The following is a 15,330-nucleotide window of genomic DNA, read 5'->3' on the forward strand; positions in this document are numbered from 1 at the left end:
AATGGCGATTCATGTAGAGCATGTCGGTGTATTAGAAAGAGCCAGAGAAGTTTCTCGCTTAGAGGACATTATCACAGAAGATAATGAAGATATTGAAGCTGAAATGCCTAAAATGGGAGATGATCCCGCCGGTAAAGAAGCTCGATTCTTACAAGCTACTGACGAGATGTCAGCAGCGTTAACGCAGTTTATGAAGAAAAAAATCTACGAAGAACAACTGGCCAACTTTCTGGACGGAGAAGAATATGTCCTGGAAGATCAGCCAATAGAAAAAACCGATAAAGTCATGGAGGCGCTTAAGGCAGCAACTACCCATGACTATGAAGTGTATAGCTTTGCTAAAAAATTATTTCCAGATGAAAGCGATCTGGTGGTTGTATTACGTGCAATTTTACGTAAAAAACAAATATCTGAAAATGTGCGGATAAACGCTGAAGCATTACTTAGAAAAGTTAATCAAGAGACTACTAAAAAATTCATTAATAGTGGCATTAACTCGGCATTAAAAGCAAAGTTATTTGGCCAGGCGTTGTCATTAAATCCAAAATTACTAAGGGCAAGTTATCGACAATTTTTAATGGCAGAAGACGATGCTGTAGATACTTATGTAGAATGGATTGGTAGTTATGGCTATCAAAATAGAATGCTAGTGACAAAATTTATCAAAGAGACGCTTTTCTCAGATATAAATGCACTTGATGCGAGTTGTTCATCATTGGAATTTGGTATGTTTCTCAATAAGTTGTCACAACTATTGTCTCTTCAGTCGGCAGAGGCTTTATTTCTGAAAACTTTAATGAATAACCCAATAATTAAAAAATTTATTAGCGCAGAAGATTACTGGATATTTTTTCTGATATCGTTAATAAAATTCCCTGAGACTGCAGAGGAACTCCTGAAAAATGCACTGGTAACCCTACCCGCAGATGCTAATTATAAAGACAAAACGTTACTCCTGAAGGCGATTTACAGCGGATGTACAAATCTTCCATTTTCACTTTTTATTAATAATGAACAATTATTAGAGATTAGGGAGTGTTGTAAACAGGCAATAAAAGTAACATTTGCAGTAGAGCTCTTTGATACACAAAACAGTAATAAAAAACAAAATAAAAAACCATGGAAGAAGGTAATGTTCAATGTTTAACAAAGTTTTGATAGGGTTAAGGAGTCATCCAGAATTAATAATTCTTGGATTAATGGTGATGATTATCGCCATGCTCATAATTCCATTGCCCACTTACTTAATCGATTTTTTGATTGGGCTGAACTTAACATTGGCAATACTTGTGTTTTTAGGATCATTCTATGTTGATAGGATCTTAAGTTTTTCTTCATTCCCATCAATTCTCCTCATCACAACGTTATTTCGTTTGGCGCTGGCGATCAGTACCAGTCGACTTATACTTCTTGAGGCGGACGCCGGAGAAATTATAACGAGTTTTGGTGAATTCGTTATTGGAGATAGCCTGGTAGTTGGTTTTGTTATTTTCTCCATTGTTACTATTGTTCAGTTTATCGTGATTACTAAAGGTTCGGAACGTGTGGCTGAAGTTGCTGCCCGCTTTTCGCTTGACGGTATGCCAGGTAAACAAATGAGTATTGACGCCGATCTACGCGCCGGGATCATTGATGCAGATTTAGCAAAAGAACGTCGTAGCGTATTAGAACGAGAGAGTCAGCTGTATGGTTCCTTTGATGGTGCGATGAAATTTATCAAAGGTGATGCTATTGCAAACATCATTATTATCTTTGTTAATATTATCGGTGGGCTATCAGTAGGAGTAGGCCAAAATGGAATGGATTTCTCGACAGCGTTGACCGTCTACACAATTCTTACCGTCGGTGATGGTCTTGTTTCTCAAATTCCAGCTTTATTAATTGCTATTAGCGCAGGGTTTATCGTAACGCGCGTGAATGGCGATAGTGATAATATGGGGCAAAATATAATGTCCCAGTTATTAAGTAATTCTTTTGTCATTATTGTGACATGTGTCCTCGCGCTGAGTATTGGGTTGCTTCCAGGTTTTCCCCTTCTTGTGTTTTTATGTTTGGCAGTAATCTTAGGAATTTATTTTTACTTTAAATTTAAAAAGAAAGGGGTTGAAGAAACGGTTGTTGAGGGAGATATCACCGTTGGGTTGGAACCCTATAATCAGGATGATGATATTTCATTAGGTATTATTAATAAACTTGATCAGGTTATTACCGAAACGGTACCTTTGGTTTTGATTATGAATAGTGTACAGGCTAAAAAATACACTGAAATCAATCTTGCTGATAGGATTCGTAGTCAGTTTTTTATTGAGTATGATATCCGTATTCCCGGTATTGTCATTCGCGAGGGGGAAGGCCTTAATGATGAAGATGTCATATTAATGCTAAATGAAGTCAGAGCCTCGCAATTTAAAATTTATCATGATCTTGTCTTGTTGGTTGAATATTCAGATGAAGTGGTTTCGACTTTGATCAAGAAACCTGTCATCGTAAATAGTAATGGTGAACAATATTATTGGGTTACAAAAAGTGATGCCCAAAAATTAACAAAAATTGGCTGTTATACTCGCACGGCCATGGATGAAATGTACAATCATTTATCTGTATGTCTGGCTCATAATATTAATGAGTATTTTGGTATACAAGAAACCAAATATATTCTTGATCAATTAGAGATGAAGTATCCTGATCTATTAAAAGAAATATTAAGATATATAACCGTGCAGCGCATTTCAGAGGTAATTCAGCGTCTGATCCAGGAGCGAATTTCAGTGCGCAATATGCGTTTAGTTATGGAGGCTTTAGCATTATGGAGCCCACGCGAGAAAGATATAATCACACTCGTCGAGCATGTACGAGGTGCATTAGGTCGCTACATTTGCCATAAGTTTTCATATTCTGGAGAAATTAAAGCAATTGTGATTTCGCCTGAAATAGAGGACAGAATCAGAGATGGTGTCAGGCCTACCGCTGGCGGTACTTTTCTTAATCTCGATGCATCCGAAGCTGAGATGATTCTGGATAATTTTAAACTGGCACTTTCTGGAATCAATATTCCAATTAAAGACATTATTTTACTGGGATCTGTGGATATTCGTCGTTTTATCAAAAAACTTATTGAATCTAGTTATCGAGACCTCGAAGTACTTTCGTACGGGGAACTAACGGAAAATGTTCCCGTTAATATTCTGAAAACTATTTAGGATAATGTCTTGAGATATGGAGCATGCTGGTATGAAAAAATTAAAACTATTAAATAAATACAGCTACTTACATAGCATAAACGGCTCGCTGATTGAAGCAGAGCTTGACGACGTTTCAGTGGGCGAAGTATGCGAAATTTATGCGAGCTGGCAAGCAAATGAACGTATAGCCAGGGCTCAGGTCGTTGGCTTTCGCAATGGAAAGACATTATTAAACCTTATAGGCAGCTCTGTGGGGCTTACACGTACTGCAGTATTGAAACCAACGGGAGAGCAGTTAACCATACAGATCAGTGATGCCTTTCTTGGTTCAGTTTTGAATGCTTCTGGTCAAATTATGGAAAGGTTTGTCCCGGTCACTCCAGGGGATAGGGGAAATTTACGCCTGATTGATGAACTGCCACCGTCGTATCAGGAACGTCGAGTTATTAATACACCACTAGAGACACGGATAAGAGTCATTGATGGCGTACTGACATGTGGCATTGGTCAACGTGTTGGGATTTTCGCATCGGCTGGCTGTGGCAAAACGGTTTTAATGCATATGCTTGTAAACAACACTGAAGCTGATGTGTTTGTTATTGGCTTGATTGGCGAACGTGGAAGGGAAGTTACGGAATGCGCGGAATCGCTGAAAAAATCAGTAAATGCAGCAAAATGTGTTTTGGTTTATGCCACCTCTGATTTTTCGTCAGTAGATCGGTGTAATGCCGCCCTGATGGCGACAACCGTGGCAGAGTATTTTAGAGATCGAGGAAAGAGAGTTGTACTTTTTATCGACTCAATGACGCGCTATGCACGAGCACTACGCGATATGAAGCTGGCAGCGGGTGAACCACCTGCCAGACGTGGTTATCCTGCTTCTGTTTTTGACAGCTTACCTCGCTTACTGGAGAGGCCGGGACCAACACTAAAAGGAAGTATTACTGCCTTTTATACCGTATTACTGGAGGGGGAGGATGAATCAGACCCACTGGGGGATGAAATTCGCTCAATCCTTGATGGCCATATCTATCTAAGTCGCAAACTCGCTGGGCAAGGTCATTATCCGGCAATAGATGTTCTAAAAAGTGTGAGTCGAGTATTTGGTCAGGTCACTGATGAAAAACACAGAGATAATGCTGCACGGGTAAGGAAGATCCTCACCACTTTGGAAGATCTACAGGTGTTTATTGATTTAGGGGAATATCGCGCTGGGCAAAATGCTGAAAATGATTTTGCCATGAATGCCCGGCCTAAACTCACAAATTGGTTAAAACAGTCAGTTAATGAAAAAATGCCAATGAGTGAAACGCTAAAAGAGCTTGAACGAATTGTTAAGTAAAGTTAATCGACTTATCAGAAGAACAGCGCAGAGCCTGGCTGCATGTGAAGCATCATTACAAAAGTTAAATGCAGAAAAAGAAAAGTTAGTCGAAAAGGAACGCCTGTATGATATGCAACTTAAAAACCTACAGTCACTGTTAGATATGAAGGAGTTACTCGGCGAAGTAGTATTTCGCCAGGATATATTTTACTCGTTACGTAAAGTTGCAGTCATTCAGCAGCAGATCGCTGAGATAAATCTTGAAAAGCAAAAAATAGCAGAGCGGCGAAAAATACTTAACAAGGAAATAGTTCAACAGCAAGCACAAAGAAAACACTGGTGGCTAAAAGGAGAAAAGTACGATCTACTAAAGAAGCGCATAAAAAAACAACTTTTAAATCAGATGCTTTATCAAGACGAGCTTGAACAGGAGGAGAAATATAATGGACGAAGTCAAGAAAATTGAACATTATAAAAATTTAAACACAGACACATCCGAGAATTCTGCTGCGTATTTAGACAGTTTCTTAAAGAAAAACAAAAAAAATAAAGAAATGAGTGAGATTGTCGCTGGAACCATTCTCCAGTTATTACGTCAGACTCAGGATAGCCAATTTTCTACGTTGGGGAAAAAGAATGGGCAAATGAAGTCTATTGACAACAAATCGTCTCTCCAGGTTGACAGGAATCCATCTCTTTCTTTGCAAACAAATGGAACAGAGCAATTTTCTACAAAGAAAATTCTCAATATGACTTCTCGAGGTCAGGGTATTAGTTCTGAACTATCTGATAACACGATAAAAATTAAGGAAAAAATCCATAATGGTAGCCATACAGAGTTCATCACAGATCAAAAAAACAGTAATAATAAAGATCGTGAAAAAAAATACCGCGATGGAGACAAAATAAATGGACCGCAGGCCCATTTATTAGACATTACTAACGAAAGAAGGTTTGCTGATAACAGAACCATGTTTACTCAACATATCGAAAAACAAAGGAATGTTAATACGCTCAATCAGAATGATATAAATAATTCTGTTAATAGTGCCAATGTACCAGAAAATGAATTGACATATCAGTTTCAGCGTTGGGGACAAAATCATACAGTCCGGATTCTGGAAAGTAGTGAAGGGATACGACTAAAACCATCTGACGCACTTGTCTCCGACAGACTCCATGAAGCCCAACACAATGATGTTACAGCACAACGTTGGGTATTGACTGAGCAAGATGAACGACAAGGACAACGACATCAGCCCCATGATGAGCAAGAAAATGAAGGTAAATTCGAAAACGATCAGAAGGACGAAAGTTAATGTTCGGTCTGAGAAAAGTAAATGGAAACACTCATTCCTTTGAAACCACTTTTCAAAACTGGAAAGAAAATGGTGAAGATGTTGCGTTATTAATGCCCGAATTTAGCGCCAAATGGCTACCGATAGCAGAAGAGAGCGGCAGCTGGTCTGGATGGGTGTTACTTCGAGAAATATTTCCCTTAATTTCTGCCGAGCTCGCTGGGATGGCTTTAATGCCAGAAACGGAAAGGTTAATAGTGGAATGGCTCAGTTTATCCAGTTCCCCGTTAAATCTAAAGTATCCTGAACTAAAATATAATCGTTTGTGTGTAGGTAAAGTATTTGATGGAGTATTGAGTCCAGCTCAACCACTAATAAGAATATGGACAGGGGAATTAAATGTTTGGTTAGATAAAGTCACGGTCTGCCAATACGAAAACGCTCTAACGCTAGACAAAAAAACATTATATTGGCCCATTCATTTTGTAATTGGATTTAGTAAAACATGTTATAGAACCATTGTTGATATTGAAGTTGGTGATGTTTTATTAATTTCAGATAATTTTGCTTATGCGGTTATTTATAATACAAAGATTTGTGACTTAATTTATCCAGAGGAGTTAAAAATGGCTGATCATTTTGAGTACGAGGAAGATTTTGAAACAGATGACTTTGATATCAAAAAAAGCGAAATCGAGATTAATGATGAAAATGACTATCAGCAGATTAATAGTTTTGAAGACTTGCCTGTAAAAATTGAGTTTGTTCTTGGAAAGAAAATAATGAATCTATATGAAATAGACGATCTCTGTGCAAAAAGAATTATATCTTTGCTTCCTGAAGCTGAGAAAAATATAGAGATACGTGTAAATGGCGCGCTAACTGGCTATGGCGAACTTGTTGAAGTGGATGATAAATTGGGCGTAGAAATTCATTCTTGGTTATCAGGGAATAATAATGTCAAATAGCATTTCGCTGATAGCCATATTATCATTATTTACACTATTACCGTTTATAATAGCATCCGGGACATGTTTTATTAAATTCTCGATTGTTTTTGTTATTGTCCGAAACGCACTGGGACTTCAGCAAGTGCCATCAAATATGACACTTAATGGGGTAGCTTTGCTATTGTCAATGTTCGTAATGATGCCGGTTGGGAAGGAAATATATAATAACAGTCAGAATGAGAATCTTTCATTCAATAATGTAGCGTCGGTTGTTAATTTTGTTGAGACAGGCATGAGTGGTTATAAATCATATTTGATAAAATATTCTGAACCGGAGTTGGTTAGCTTTTTTGAAAAGATTCAGAAGGTGAATAGTTCTGAAGACAATGAAGAGATAATCGATGATGAGAATATTTCAATTTTCTCGTTACTCCCGGCATATGCATTGAGTGAGATAAAAAGTGCATTTATTATAGGTTTCTATATCTATTTACCCTTTGTTGTAGTTGATCTGGTTATATCCAGCGTTCTGTTAACGTTAGGTATGATGATGATGAGTCCGGTAACCATATCTACACCGATAAAATTAATTCTGTTTGTCGCGATGGACGGTTGGACAATGTTATCGAAAGGACTCATTTTACAATATTTTGACCTATCCATTAATCCCTGAGGAAAAAATATGGACGACATTGTTTTTGCGGGGAATAGGGCGCTGTATCTGATTTTAGTTATGTCTGCAGGACCTATTGCAGTTGCGACATTTGTTGGTTTATTGGTAGGGCTTTTTCAAACGGTAACACAGTTGCAAGAACAGACTTTGCCATTTGGCGTCAAATTATTGTGCGTAAGTATTTGCTTTTTTTTAATGAGCGGATGGTATGGTGAAAAATTATATTCGTTTGGTATCGAAATGCTTAATTTAGCATTCGCGAGAGGATAGCATGGGGGAGGCGATACTCTATCAGTTGCATAGTCTGCTGGCTGCTACAGCGCTCGGTTTTTGCCGATTGGCACCAACTTTCTATTTGTTACCATTTTTCGCCAGTGGGAATATACCAACAGTAGTCCGCCATCCAATAATAATAGTGGTATCATGTGCATTAGTTCAGCATTACCACTATGAATTATCTACCCTAAATGAAATAGATATCGCTTTGTTTGCTGTCAGAGAAATTATTATAGGGTTGTTTATTGCTTGCTTATTAGCATCCCCATTTTGGATTTTCCTTGCTATAGGCAGCTTTATCGATAACCAACGTGGTGCAACGTTAAGTAGTACTTTGGATCCGGCTACAGGTGTCGATACATCGGAATTAGCAAGATTATTTAACCTTTTCTCTGCAGCAGTTTATCTTACCAACGGTGGATTGAACTTTATTCTGGAGACTCTATGGCAAAGTTATAACTTATGGCCTTCAGGAAATTTTAATTTTCCTAAATTAGAGCCTTTATTCTCATATATTAATAATATAATGACTCATACTATCGTTTACGCAAGCCCCGTGATTGCGGTTATGCTGGGCGGTGAAGCTGTCCTGGGATTGCTGGCACGCTATGCTTCACAACTAAATGCTTTTGCCATCTCACTGACTGTCAAAAGTGCGCTGGCATTTTTAATATTAATTATTTATTTTGGCCCAATACTGGCTGAACGAGTTATGCCGTTATCCTTTTTCCCAGAACAATTGCAATTATACATTGATAAATAGAGTGTTTCATGGCAAATAAAACTGAAAAGCCAACACAAAAGAAACTCCAGGATGCTTCTAAAAAAGGGCAAATTCTAAAAAGTAGAGACTTAACAGTCTCTGTAATAATGCTTGTGGGTACTTTATATCTCGGATATGTATTTGATGTGCATCATATTATGTCGATTCTTGAATACATCCTTGATCATAACGCTAAACCGGATATTTGGGACTATTTTAAAGCTATGGGGATAGGTTGGTTGAAAACGATCATTCCTTTTTTGCTGGTTTGCATGTTTACAACAATACTTGTCTCATGGTTTCAAAGTAAAATGCAATTAGCAACTGAAGCTATTAAGTTTAAGTTTGATTCATTAAATCCAGTAAATGGCTTAAAACGTATATTTGGCTTAAAAACCGTAAAAGAATTTGTCAAAGCAATACTTTATATTATTTTTTTTGCATTGGCGATCAAAGTATTTTGGAGTAACCATAAATCACTGCTTTTTAAAACTCTTGATGGAGATATCATATCTTTATTATCAGATTGGGGAGAGATGCTATTCCTTCTCATACTATATTGTCTCGGCAGTATGATAATTGTTCTAATATTTGATTTTATCGCTGAGTATTTTTTATTTATGAAAGATATGAAAATGGATAAACAAGAAGTTAAAAGAGAATACAAGGAACAAGAAGGAAATCCAGAAATTAAGTCTAAACGCAGAGAACGCCATCAAGAAATTCTGTCAGAGCAATTGAAATCTGATGTCAGTAATAGCCGTCTGATGATTGCCAACCCTACGCACATTGCCATAGGGATATACTTTAAGCCACATCTGTCACCTATACCTTTGATTTCTGTAAGAGAAACTAATGAGGTCGCATTGGCCGTAAGGAAATATGCAAAAGAAATCGGAATACCAATTATTACAGATAAAAAATTAGCACGAAAAATTTATGCTACCCATCGTCGCTACGATTATGTTAGCTTCGAAAATATAGATGAGATCTTGCGTCTTCTGCTGTGGCTTGAAGATGTGGAGAATGCTGGACAACCTATTCCAGATGAACTGCTCCCCTCAGAAGATAAATTCAAAGAAGGTGAAGACACAAAAAGTGAGAATAAAGACAATAATTAAAAAAATTAATCATCTATCATAGTCGGAAATTTATAAGAATCTACACGCAAAAAGCGTGTAGATTCTTATTTAATGTGTTAAACGATCTTGCGAAATGACAAGCAATTGATACATACTCATCTCTTTATAAGCTGGAACAGTCGTAACCTGTGCAAATTCGCGATATAGTTTCTGCTCTAGTTCTGCTGATGATATATATTCCGGGTGTTCGCTAAAGAACTGTCTTGCATCTACTATCGCTTGAGATTCGCCACTTCTTTTATTCTGAGTATCCTTTAATGAATTTTCTCTGGTGCATGCAGAGAGCAACGATATCAGTGCGACAGTTATTATGATTTTACTATTATATCTTACTAATGACATATCAACTTTCTCTTATGCAAGATTGGAGTTTAAAATAATGTTTATCCCATTCACAGAGTGCTATAAACAACTCAACAGTACCTTTTATGTTAAGTTTATTTAGGGCTCTTATTTTGTGATATGATACTGTTTTATAATCAATTCCTTTGATAATGGCTATTTGTTTTAACGAATAAGAAACACATAACCGCAGGATATCTATCTCATCATGGGTAAGTGGTTCTTGAGTGGAATACACATTTTGTGTATGAAGATTCGAAACCAGGAAATGCGTTAAATCAGATAATGTAATATTCTTATTGATCCTGATGAAATTGTTGCTCAAAAGGGTGTTTACAGGTTCTGTATTTGGTTTGAGATTTCGATGTTGGTGCTCATCAATAACAACGAACGAATGTCCAAGATCAACCAACGCAACCAAATCGCTGTAATATTCCTTTTGCGATGCTAATAATGCATTAGTGCCTACAGTGAAGTAGACATCACTGGAAAAGACTTGCATATGCCAACCTGCACTCTAAAATCATTTAGGGTAAATATTACGTGTAAAATTTAAAATAATGGTAATTGTTATATTTGCATATCAATGAGGGAATAGGGTGAATACCTTAAATTGCAAATAAAGTTATGTATGTAGGCATTTAAAATGGTTCTCGAAAATTATAATCTTTTTATTGTGTGTCATCATAATTTGGTCATGAAATTTCCGTCTTGTTACACTACTCTAAACTAGAGCTTATGGAATTAGCGGGTGGTATTCATGGGAAATAATGATAAATTCTTATCACAAGACTTATTGGAATCTTATGCCATCCGTTTATTGAGCGGACCATTGAATGGATGCGAGTATGAAATACTTAATGGGCGTGTACTCGTTATCGTTGGTAATGATGTTTCGTTAGGAAGAAGTGATTCTTTTTCTGAGTTACCAGAGAATACGATAGTCATTCCTTATGGAGAGCTTACAGGCAGTTTTGAGGTAATAATCACTACCGACCCTGATCTGGTTGTAACAATCAGAGAATTAACAGCACAAGAACCTGAAGATAGAACGTTAACATTGAATCAGCAAATAGAAGTTTTAGGCCTCAAATTTGCTGTAAAAGGAAAAAATGAAGTTTGGCAGTATTCAATACCAGGTATTGTTGAAAATAACATTACTTCAACAAGACAACATTTCTTTAGTAGTACGCTGTTTAAATATGTAACGCTATTTTTTCTTTTTGCTATCATTTTTATAGCTTTTTATATTGTTAATGCCAGTAATGATCCGCAGCTGAGACATATCGATAAAATTCTTGTAAACAAAAATAGAAATTATGAAATTTTATATGGTAGGGATCATGTCATCTATATCAATACCAATAGTTTGGATGAAGCTGTCTGGGTCAAACAAGCACTGGAAAAAAATCAACCAGGAAAGCCAGTACGGGTGATAAATCCTGATGATGAATCGATACGAATTTTTTCATGGCTTGCTGATAATTTCCCAGATCTACAATATTTTAAATTACAGCTATTAGATGCCAGTAATCCAAGACTGACAGTGAGTAAGCAACGGAATGCTATCACACAGCAACTAATCGATAATCTTATTAAAGGATTACTGCAAACTATGCCATATGCCAGCAATATAAGTATTGCGGTATTAGATGATAATGTATTGGAAAGTCAGGCAATTGAAACATTGTCGGCAATAGGTCTTTCTTATGAAAAATATAAAACAGCTAACAATGTATATTTCAATATCATTGGTACGTTAAGCGACAGTGAATTAAATAAAATTAATAATTATGTTGACGAATATTATAAACAATGGGGTAAACAATATGTAAGATTTAATGTGAATTTGAAAAATCAGGACACAAACAATAGTTCATTTAGCTACGGAGATAACCGATTCGAGAAGTCTCAAGGTAGCAAGTGGACATTTCAGGAATAATTGAGGAGGACTTATGGCAGATTGGAATGGTTATATTATGGATATCAGCAAACAATTTGATCAGGGCGTTGATGATCTTAACCAACAAGTTGAAAAGGCGTTGGAGGATTTAGCAACCAATCCTTCCGACCCGAAATTCCTTGCCGAATATCAGAGTGCATTAGCTGAGTATACATTATATCGAAATGCGCAATCTAACGTTGTAAAAGCGTATAAAGATCTTGATTCGGCAATCATACAAAACTTCCGCTAAACTGGATAAGGATTTTATTATGTCAGTAAGCAATATGCCACCTATTGATAGAGCTGAGCAATCAACTGCTCATGAAATACAGCAAGCGAAAGTTATTGATTTAAATGACCGGGTTCTCAATCTTGATAACCCGGATGATAAAATGATCTCCGCTTTTGCTAACTATGCGGTACAAACTGAAAATTGGCAGCAAAATGCGTTACAAGCATTAAGGTCTGATAAAAAGGGGTTAACTCCTGAAAAATTATTAGTCTTGCAGGATCATGTGCTTAATTATAATGTCGAGGTTTCATTGGTGGGAACATTAGCAAGAAAAATTGTCGCTGCAGTTGAGACGTTGACTCGCTCATGAAATATATATCATTATTCTTGTTTATCCTGCTGTTGTGCGGTTGCAAGCAGCAGGAATTACTGAACCATCTTGATCAACAGCAAGCTAATGATGTCCTTGCTGTTTTACAAAGACATAATATTAATGCTGAGAAGAAGGATCAAGGCAAAACTGGATTTTCAATCTATGTAGAACCAACGGATTTTGCTTCTGCGGTGGATTGGCTAAAAATCTACAATCTCCCGGGTAAGCCTGATATTCAAATATCGCAGATGTTCCCTGCAGATGCACTCGTTTCCTCTCCACGAGCGGAAAAAGCAAGATTGTATTCTGCTATTGAACAGCGTTTAGAGCAATCTCTCAAAATTATGGATGGCATTGTTTCTTCAAGAGTACATGTTAGTTACGATGTTGATACAGGTGATAGTGGCAAAACTGCTCTACCAATTCATATTTCTGTACTTGCTGTATATGAAAAAGATATCAATCCAGAAATAAAAATAAATGACATTAAGAGATTTATTGTTAATAGCTTTGCAAGCGTACAATATGAGAATATTTCAGTCGTATTGTCAAAACGAAGAGATATTATTGAACAAGCACCAACATATGAAATTAACGAACCTGTTTTTGCTTATGATAAGACTATGCCGGTTTCTATCTTACTTGCATTAATGTCCATTGCGACTTGCTGGCTGTTATGGAAGTACAGGGCTATTCTAACTAATTTAATCAGGTTAAAAAATAAGTAGACATATGAGAACGTTATGAATCTTGCCCTAAGAAAGATTATATATGATCCAATTAGTTATATTCATCCTCAACGAGTAAGTTTGAATAATGCACGTATTAGCAATCCGGTACTTAGATCTATTACCAATGAAATGATACTCCTACAGTACAATCTTGCAGTTGAGCATTTCAGTCTGAATAGTTCACTTATTTACTACATAAACAATTGGAAATTATTTCCATTGATCTGTTTACTCAGTGGTTGTCACTTTTATCGAGAAAGGTTTGCAGAACGGGGATTTTTTTACAAGGTTCCTGATGTGCTAAGGAATTATTTATCAGCGATACCGGTGGAAATAAATGAAAAGGCACGATATAAACCTGGCATCGTTAACTATCAGAATATCATCACATGTGGTTTTTCAACGTTGTTGCCCTATGTAAGGCAACAACCGTTGGCAATGCAGCAACGATTTAATTTATTATTTCCTGATTTTGTTGACCACATACAATTGCCGTTACCACTTGCGTCTACTCTTTTGGAGAGAATTACATTTTATGCGAAAAAAAATAGAGATGAGCTTGATAAACTCTCCTGCAAATGGTGTTGTGATTAAAAGAATAATTTCTGATGGATTGAAAGAAATAGTCTCTCTAAAAGAACAGATCCTTCTTGAAACCACCGCAAAAATTCAGAGTATTGAGGAAAAGAGAGAAGAAAAAGTTATTCAAGGTTATTATGATGGGTATGCGAAAGGCATTATTGATGTGATGGATAATTTTATACCCTTGATAAGTTTGCTGAGCTCAGAATTAGAAAAAAACAGAATAAACATGATAAACGATCTGAAGAGCATATTGTTAAAATCTTCAGAGGAAGTTGAAGTTTTTATCAAACTTTTTGAAAGTTGGGTAACAAAATTACCGTCAATATCAGGCCCTTTAAATCTCTATATACCTACCAGTTTCAAAGATAAGTCTATTGAAGTAGAGTCATATTTTGTCGACAAGTCAATATGGAATGTCCATATTTCATATCATGATGACAAACGTTTTATTTTTTTTACAGATCAATTTATTGCTGAATTTACTCCGCAGGAATTTGTGGATAATTGTGAGCAATATTTAATTAGCAATCACTGTTTTTCCCCTGATAAGGTTAATGAAATCTGTGAACATGCCAGACATTATTTAGTTGAAAGAATGTGTGAAATAGATTCTTTGGCTATGAATAACTCTGATTTGACGAACCCAGAGGACTTATAGATCACTGTCTCCGGTTTAATGACTTGAATATAATCTAATTCTAATATTTTAAACGCCTAATGATTTTTCAACACTGGTCTTATTTTGCTTACACAAAAATTTTATTTTTAATTATATTTCATTATTATTTCATCAATGTATTCTTTGGATTTTGCTTATAATAATAATGGAAGAGATGATTATAAATGAATGCGTTATAGCATTTACACTCAGGATGAATATATGGGAAAGATAAAAATTGTAGTTTCAGATCAGCAGCCGTTTATGATTGATGGGATAATTGGATTTCTCGGACATTATCCCGATTTATATGAGGTTGTTGGGGGCTATAAAGATCTGAAGAAAGCTATAGCGGAGTGTAACAAATCTGCAGCCCAAATATTTATTTTAGGAGAATTTGCAGGTGGAATGATGGGGTCCGAACTCATAAAATGGGTTAAATCGCATAAAATAGATGCTCATATTATTACATTTGTAGCAAAAATGCCGTATATTGATTCAATAAAATTGCTTGAAGCCGGTGCGAAAGGATGCGTATGGAAAACCAGTCACCCGGCGAAACTAAATCGCGCTATTGATTCGATTAGTAATGGTTACACTTATTTTGATAGTGTACATATGGATTGTGAAAAAATATCTTCAAGATATTCCTCTGATAATCAACTTACAAATCGTGAGTCTGAAATACTACAACTCATAGCTGATGGAAAAACAAACAAAGAAATCGCTAATTTCTTGCAGTTAAGCAGGAAAACAGTCGAAACTCATAGACTCAATATCATGAAGAAATTAGATGTTCACAGTGGTATCGAGTTGATCAAAACAGCTTTACGTATGGGTGTTTGCACTATATAAA

General features: G+C 36.2%; 18 protein-coding genes and 2 pseudogenes. 18 read left to right on the plus strand and 2 right to left on the minus strand.

The window, feature by feature from the left end; all coding sequences use genetic code 11:
* The first annotated feature begins 1 nt into the window (after position 1).
* From AABJ99_RS04690 to AABJ99_RS04740, 11 genes and pseudogenes are all read left to right on the plus strand, one after another.
* Positions 2-1,147 (plus strand): YopN/LcrE/InvE/MxiC type III secretion system gatekeeper, encoded by a 1,146-nt coding sequence (locus AABJ99_RS04690; protein ID WP_160523587.1) that lies wholly within the window; start codon positions 2-4, stop codon positions 1,145-1,147.
* Complete coding sequence (locus tag AABJ99_RS04695) at positions 1,140-3,200, plus strand: EscV/YscV/HrcV family type III secretion system export apparatus protein (RefSeq protein WP_338387509.1); 2,061 nt, start codon at positions 1,140-1,142, stop codon at positions 3,198-3,200. Before AABJ99_RS04690 ends, AABJ99_RS04695 begins: the two co-directional genes overlap by 8 nt.
* A 31-nt stretch (positions 3,201-3,231) precedes the next feature.
* Positions 3,232-4,524 carry a type III secretion system ATPase SctN gene (gene sctN, locus AABJ99_RS04700; RefSeq protein WP_000734320.1) on the plus strand — a complete coding sequence of 431 codons (1,293 nt, stop codon included), beginning with the start codon at positions 3,232-3,234 and terminating at the stop codon, positions 4,522-4,524.
* The gene (locus AABJ99_RS04705) at positions 4,514-4,972 is read left to right on the plus strand and encodes a type III secretion protein (RefSeq protein WP_001354951.1); all 459 of its coding nucleotides are present in this window, start codon (positions 4,514-4,516) and stop codon (positions 4,970-4,972) included. Before sctN ends, AABJ99_RS04705 begins: the two co-directional genes overlap by 11 nt.
* Positions 4,950-5,180, plus strand: a pseudogene (locus AABJ99_RS04710) (type III secretion system needle length determinant, SpaN/EivJ family); the annotation flags it as partial. The gene AABJ99_RS04705 and the pseudogene AABJ99_RS04710, both read left to right, overlap by 23 nt.
* A 297-nt stretch (positions 5,181-5,477) precedes the next feature.
* The gene (locus AABJ99_RS04715; RefSeq protein ID WP_235841544.1) at positions 5,478-5,825 is read left to right on the plus strand and encodes a type III secretion system needle length determinant, SpaN/EivJ family; all 348 of its coding nucleotides are present in this window, start codon (positions 5,478-5,480) and stop codon (positions 5,823-5,825) included.
* Positions 5,785-6,772 (plus strand): annotated as a pseudogene (locus AABJ99_RS04720) (YscQ/HrcQ family type III secretion apparatus protein). Before AABJ99_RS04715 ends, AABJ99_RS04720 begins: the two are co-directional and overlap by 41 nt.
* Entirely contained in the window at positions 6,762-7,427 is a 666-nt protein-coding gene (locus AABJ99_RS04725) for an EscR/YscR/HrcR family type III secretion system export apparatus protein (RefSeq protein WP_000071537.1), read from the plus strand. Before AABJ99_RS04720 ends, AABJ99_RS04725 begins: the two are co-directional and overlap by 11 nt.
* Positions 7,428-7,436: 9 nt before the next feature.
* The gene (locus AABJ99_RS04730; protein ID WP_000341004.1) at positions 7,437-7,697 is read left to right on the plus strand and encodes an EscS/YscS/HrcS family type III secretion system export apparatus protein; all 261 of its coding nucleotides are present in this window, start codon (positions 7,437-7,439) and stop codon (positions 7,695-7,697) included.
* Position 7,698: 1 nt separating this feature from the next.
* Positions 7,699-8,466 (plus strand): type III secretion system export apparatus subunit SctT, encoded by a 768-nt coding sequence (gene sctT / locus AABJ99_RS04735; protein ID WP_039020562.1) that lies wholly within the window; start codon positions 7,699-7,701, stop codon positions 8,464-8,466.
* A gap of 8 nt (positions 8,467-8,474) precedes the next feature.
* Entirely contained in the window at positions 8,475-9,587 is a 1,113-nt protein-coding gene (locus AABJ99_RS04740; RefSeq protein WP_001284723.1) for an EscU/YscU/HrcU family type III secretion system export apparatus switch protein, read from the plus strand.
* A gap of 69 nt (positions 9,588-9,656) precedes the next feature.
* Here the strand turns inward: AABJ99_RS04740 and AABJ99_RS04745 are convergent, their stop codons facing one another.
* Both AABJ99_RS04745 and AABJ99_RS04750 read right to left on the minus strand, forming a co-directional pair.
* Positions 9,657-9,950, minus strand: a complete 294-nt coding sequence (locus AABJ99_RS04745) for an invasion protein (RefSeq protein ID WP_000060687.1) — start codon at positions 9,948-9,950, stop codon at positions 9,657-9,659.
* Between the two features lies 1 nt (position 9,951).
* Positions 9,952-10,452: a helix-turn-helix transcriptional regulator gene (locus AABJ99_RS04750; protein ID WP_001195865.1), complete on the minus strand. Its 501-nt coding sequence runs from the start codon at positions 10,450-10,452 to the stop codon at positions 9,952-9,954.
* 258 nt (positions 10,453-10,710) lie between these two features.
* Between AABJ99_RS04750 and AABJ99_RS04755 the strand changes: the two genes are divergently transcribed.
* From AABJ99_RS04755 to AABJ99_RS04785, 7 genes are all read left to right on the plus strand, one after another.
* Complete coding sequence (locus AABJ99_RS04755) at positions 10,711-11,892, plus strand: PrgH/EprH family type III secretion apparatus protein (RefSeq protein ID WP_001354949.1); 1,182 nt, start codon at positions 10,711-10,713, stop codon at positions 11,890-11,892.
* 13 nt (positions 11,893-11,905) lie between these two features.
* The gene (locus AABJ99_RS04760; RefSeq protein WP_000796272.1) at positions 11,906-12,145 is read left to right on the plus strand and encodes a type III secretion system needle complex protein; all 240 of its coding nucleotides are present in this window, start codon (positions 11,906-11,908) and stop codon (positions 12,143-12,145) included.
* A gap of 19 nt (positions 12,146-12,164) precedes the next feature.
* Positions 12,165-12,497 (plus strand): type III secretion system inner rod subunit SctI, encoded by a 333-nt coding sequence (sctI, locus tag AABJ99_RS04765; protein ID WP_000116717.1) that lies wholly within the window; start codon positions 12,165-12,167, stop codon positions 12,495-12,497.
* On the plus strand, positions 12,494-13,228 hold the full coding sequence (locus tag AABJ99_RS04770; protein WP_000875228.1) for an EscJ/YscJ/HrcJ family type III secretion inner membrane ring protein: 735 nt from the start codon (positions 12,494-12,496) through the stop codon (positions 13,226-13,228). The genes sctI and AABJ99_RS04770 overlap by 4 nt, the downstream gene beginning before the upstream one ends.
* 15 nt (positions 13,229-13,243) lie before the next feature.
* Entirely contained in the window at positions 13,244-13,825 is a 582-nt protein-coding gene (locus AABJ99_RS04775; RefSeq protein WP_072039593.1) for a type III secretion apparatus protein OrgA/MxiK, read from the plus strand.
* Positions 13,767-14,474, plus strand: coding sequence for a hypothetical protein (locus tag AABJ99_RS04780; RefSeq protein WP_077782370.1), 708 nt, complete (start codon positions 13,767-13,769; stop codon positions 14,472-14,474). Before AABJ99_RS04775 ends, AABJ99_RS04780 begins: the two co-directional genes overlap by 59 nt.
* Positions 14,475-14,696: 222 nt before the next feature.
* Positions 14,697-15,329, plus strand: coding sequence for a LuxR C-terminal-related transcriptional regulator (locus AABJ99_RS04785; protein ID WP_000516283.1), 633 nt, complete (start codon positions 14,697-14,699; stop codon positions 15,327-15,329).
* Position 15,330: the final 1 nt, after the last annotated feature.

It is taken from the genome of Escherichia coli (assembly GCF_036503815.1).
GTDB lineage: Bacteria > Pseudomonadota > Gammaproteobacteria > Enterobacterales > Enterobacteriaceae > Escherichia > Escherichia coli_F.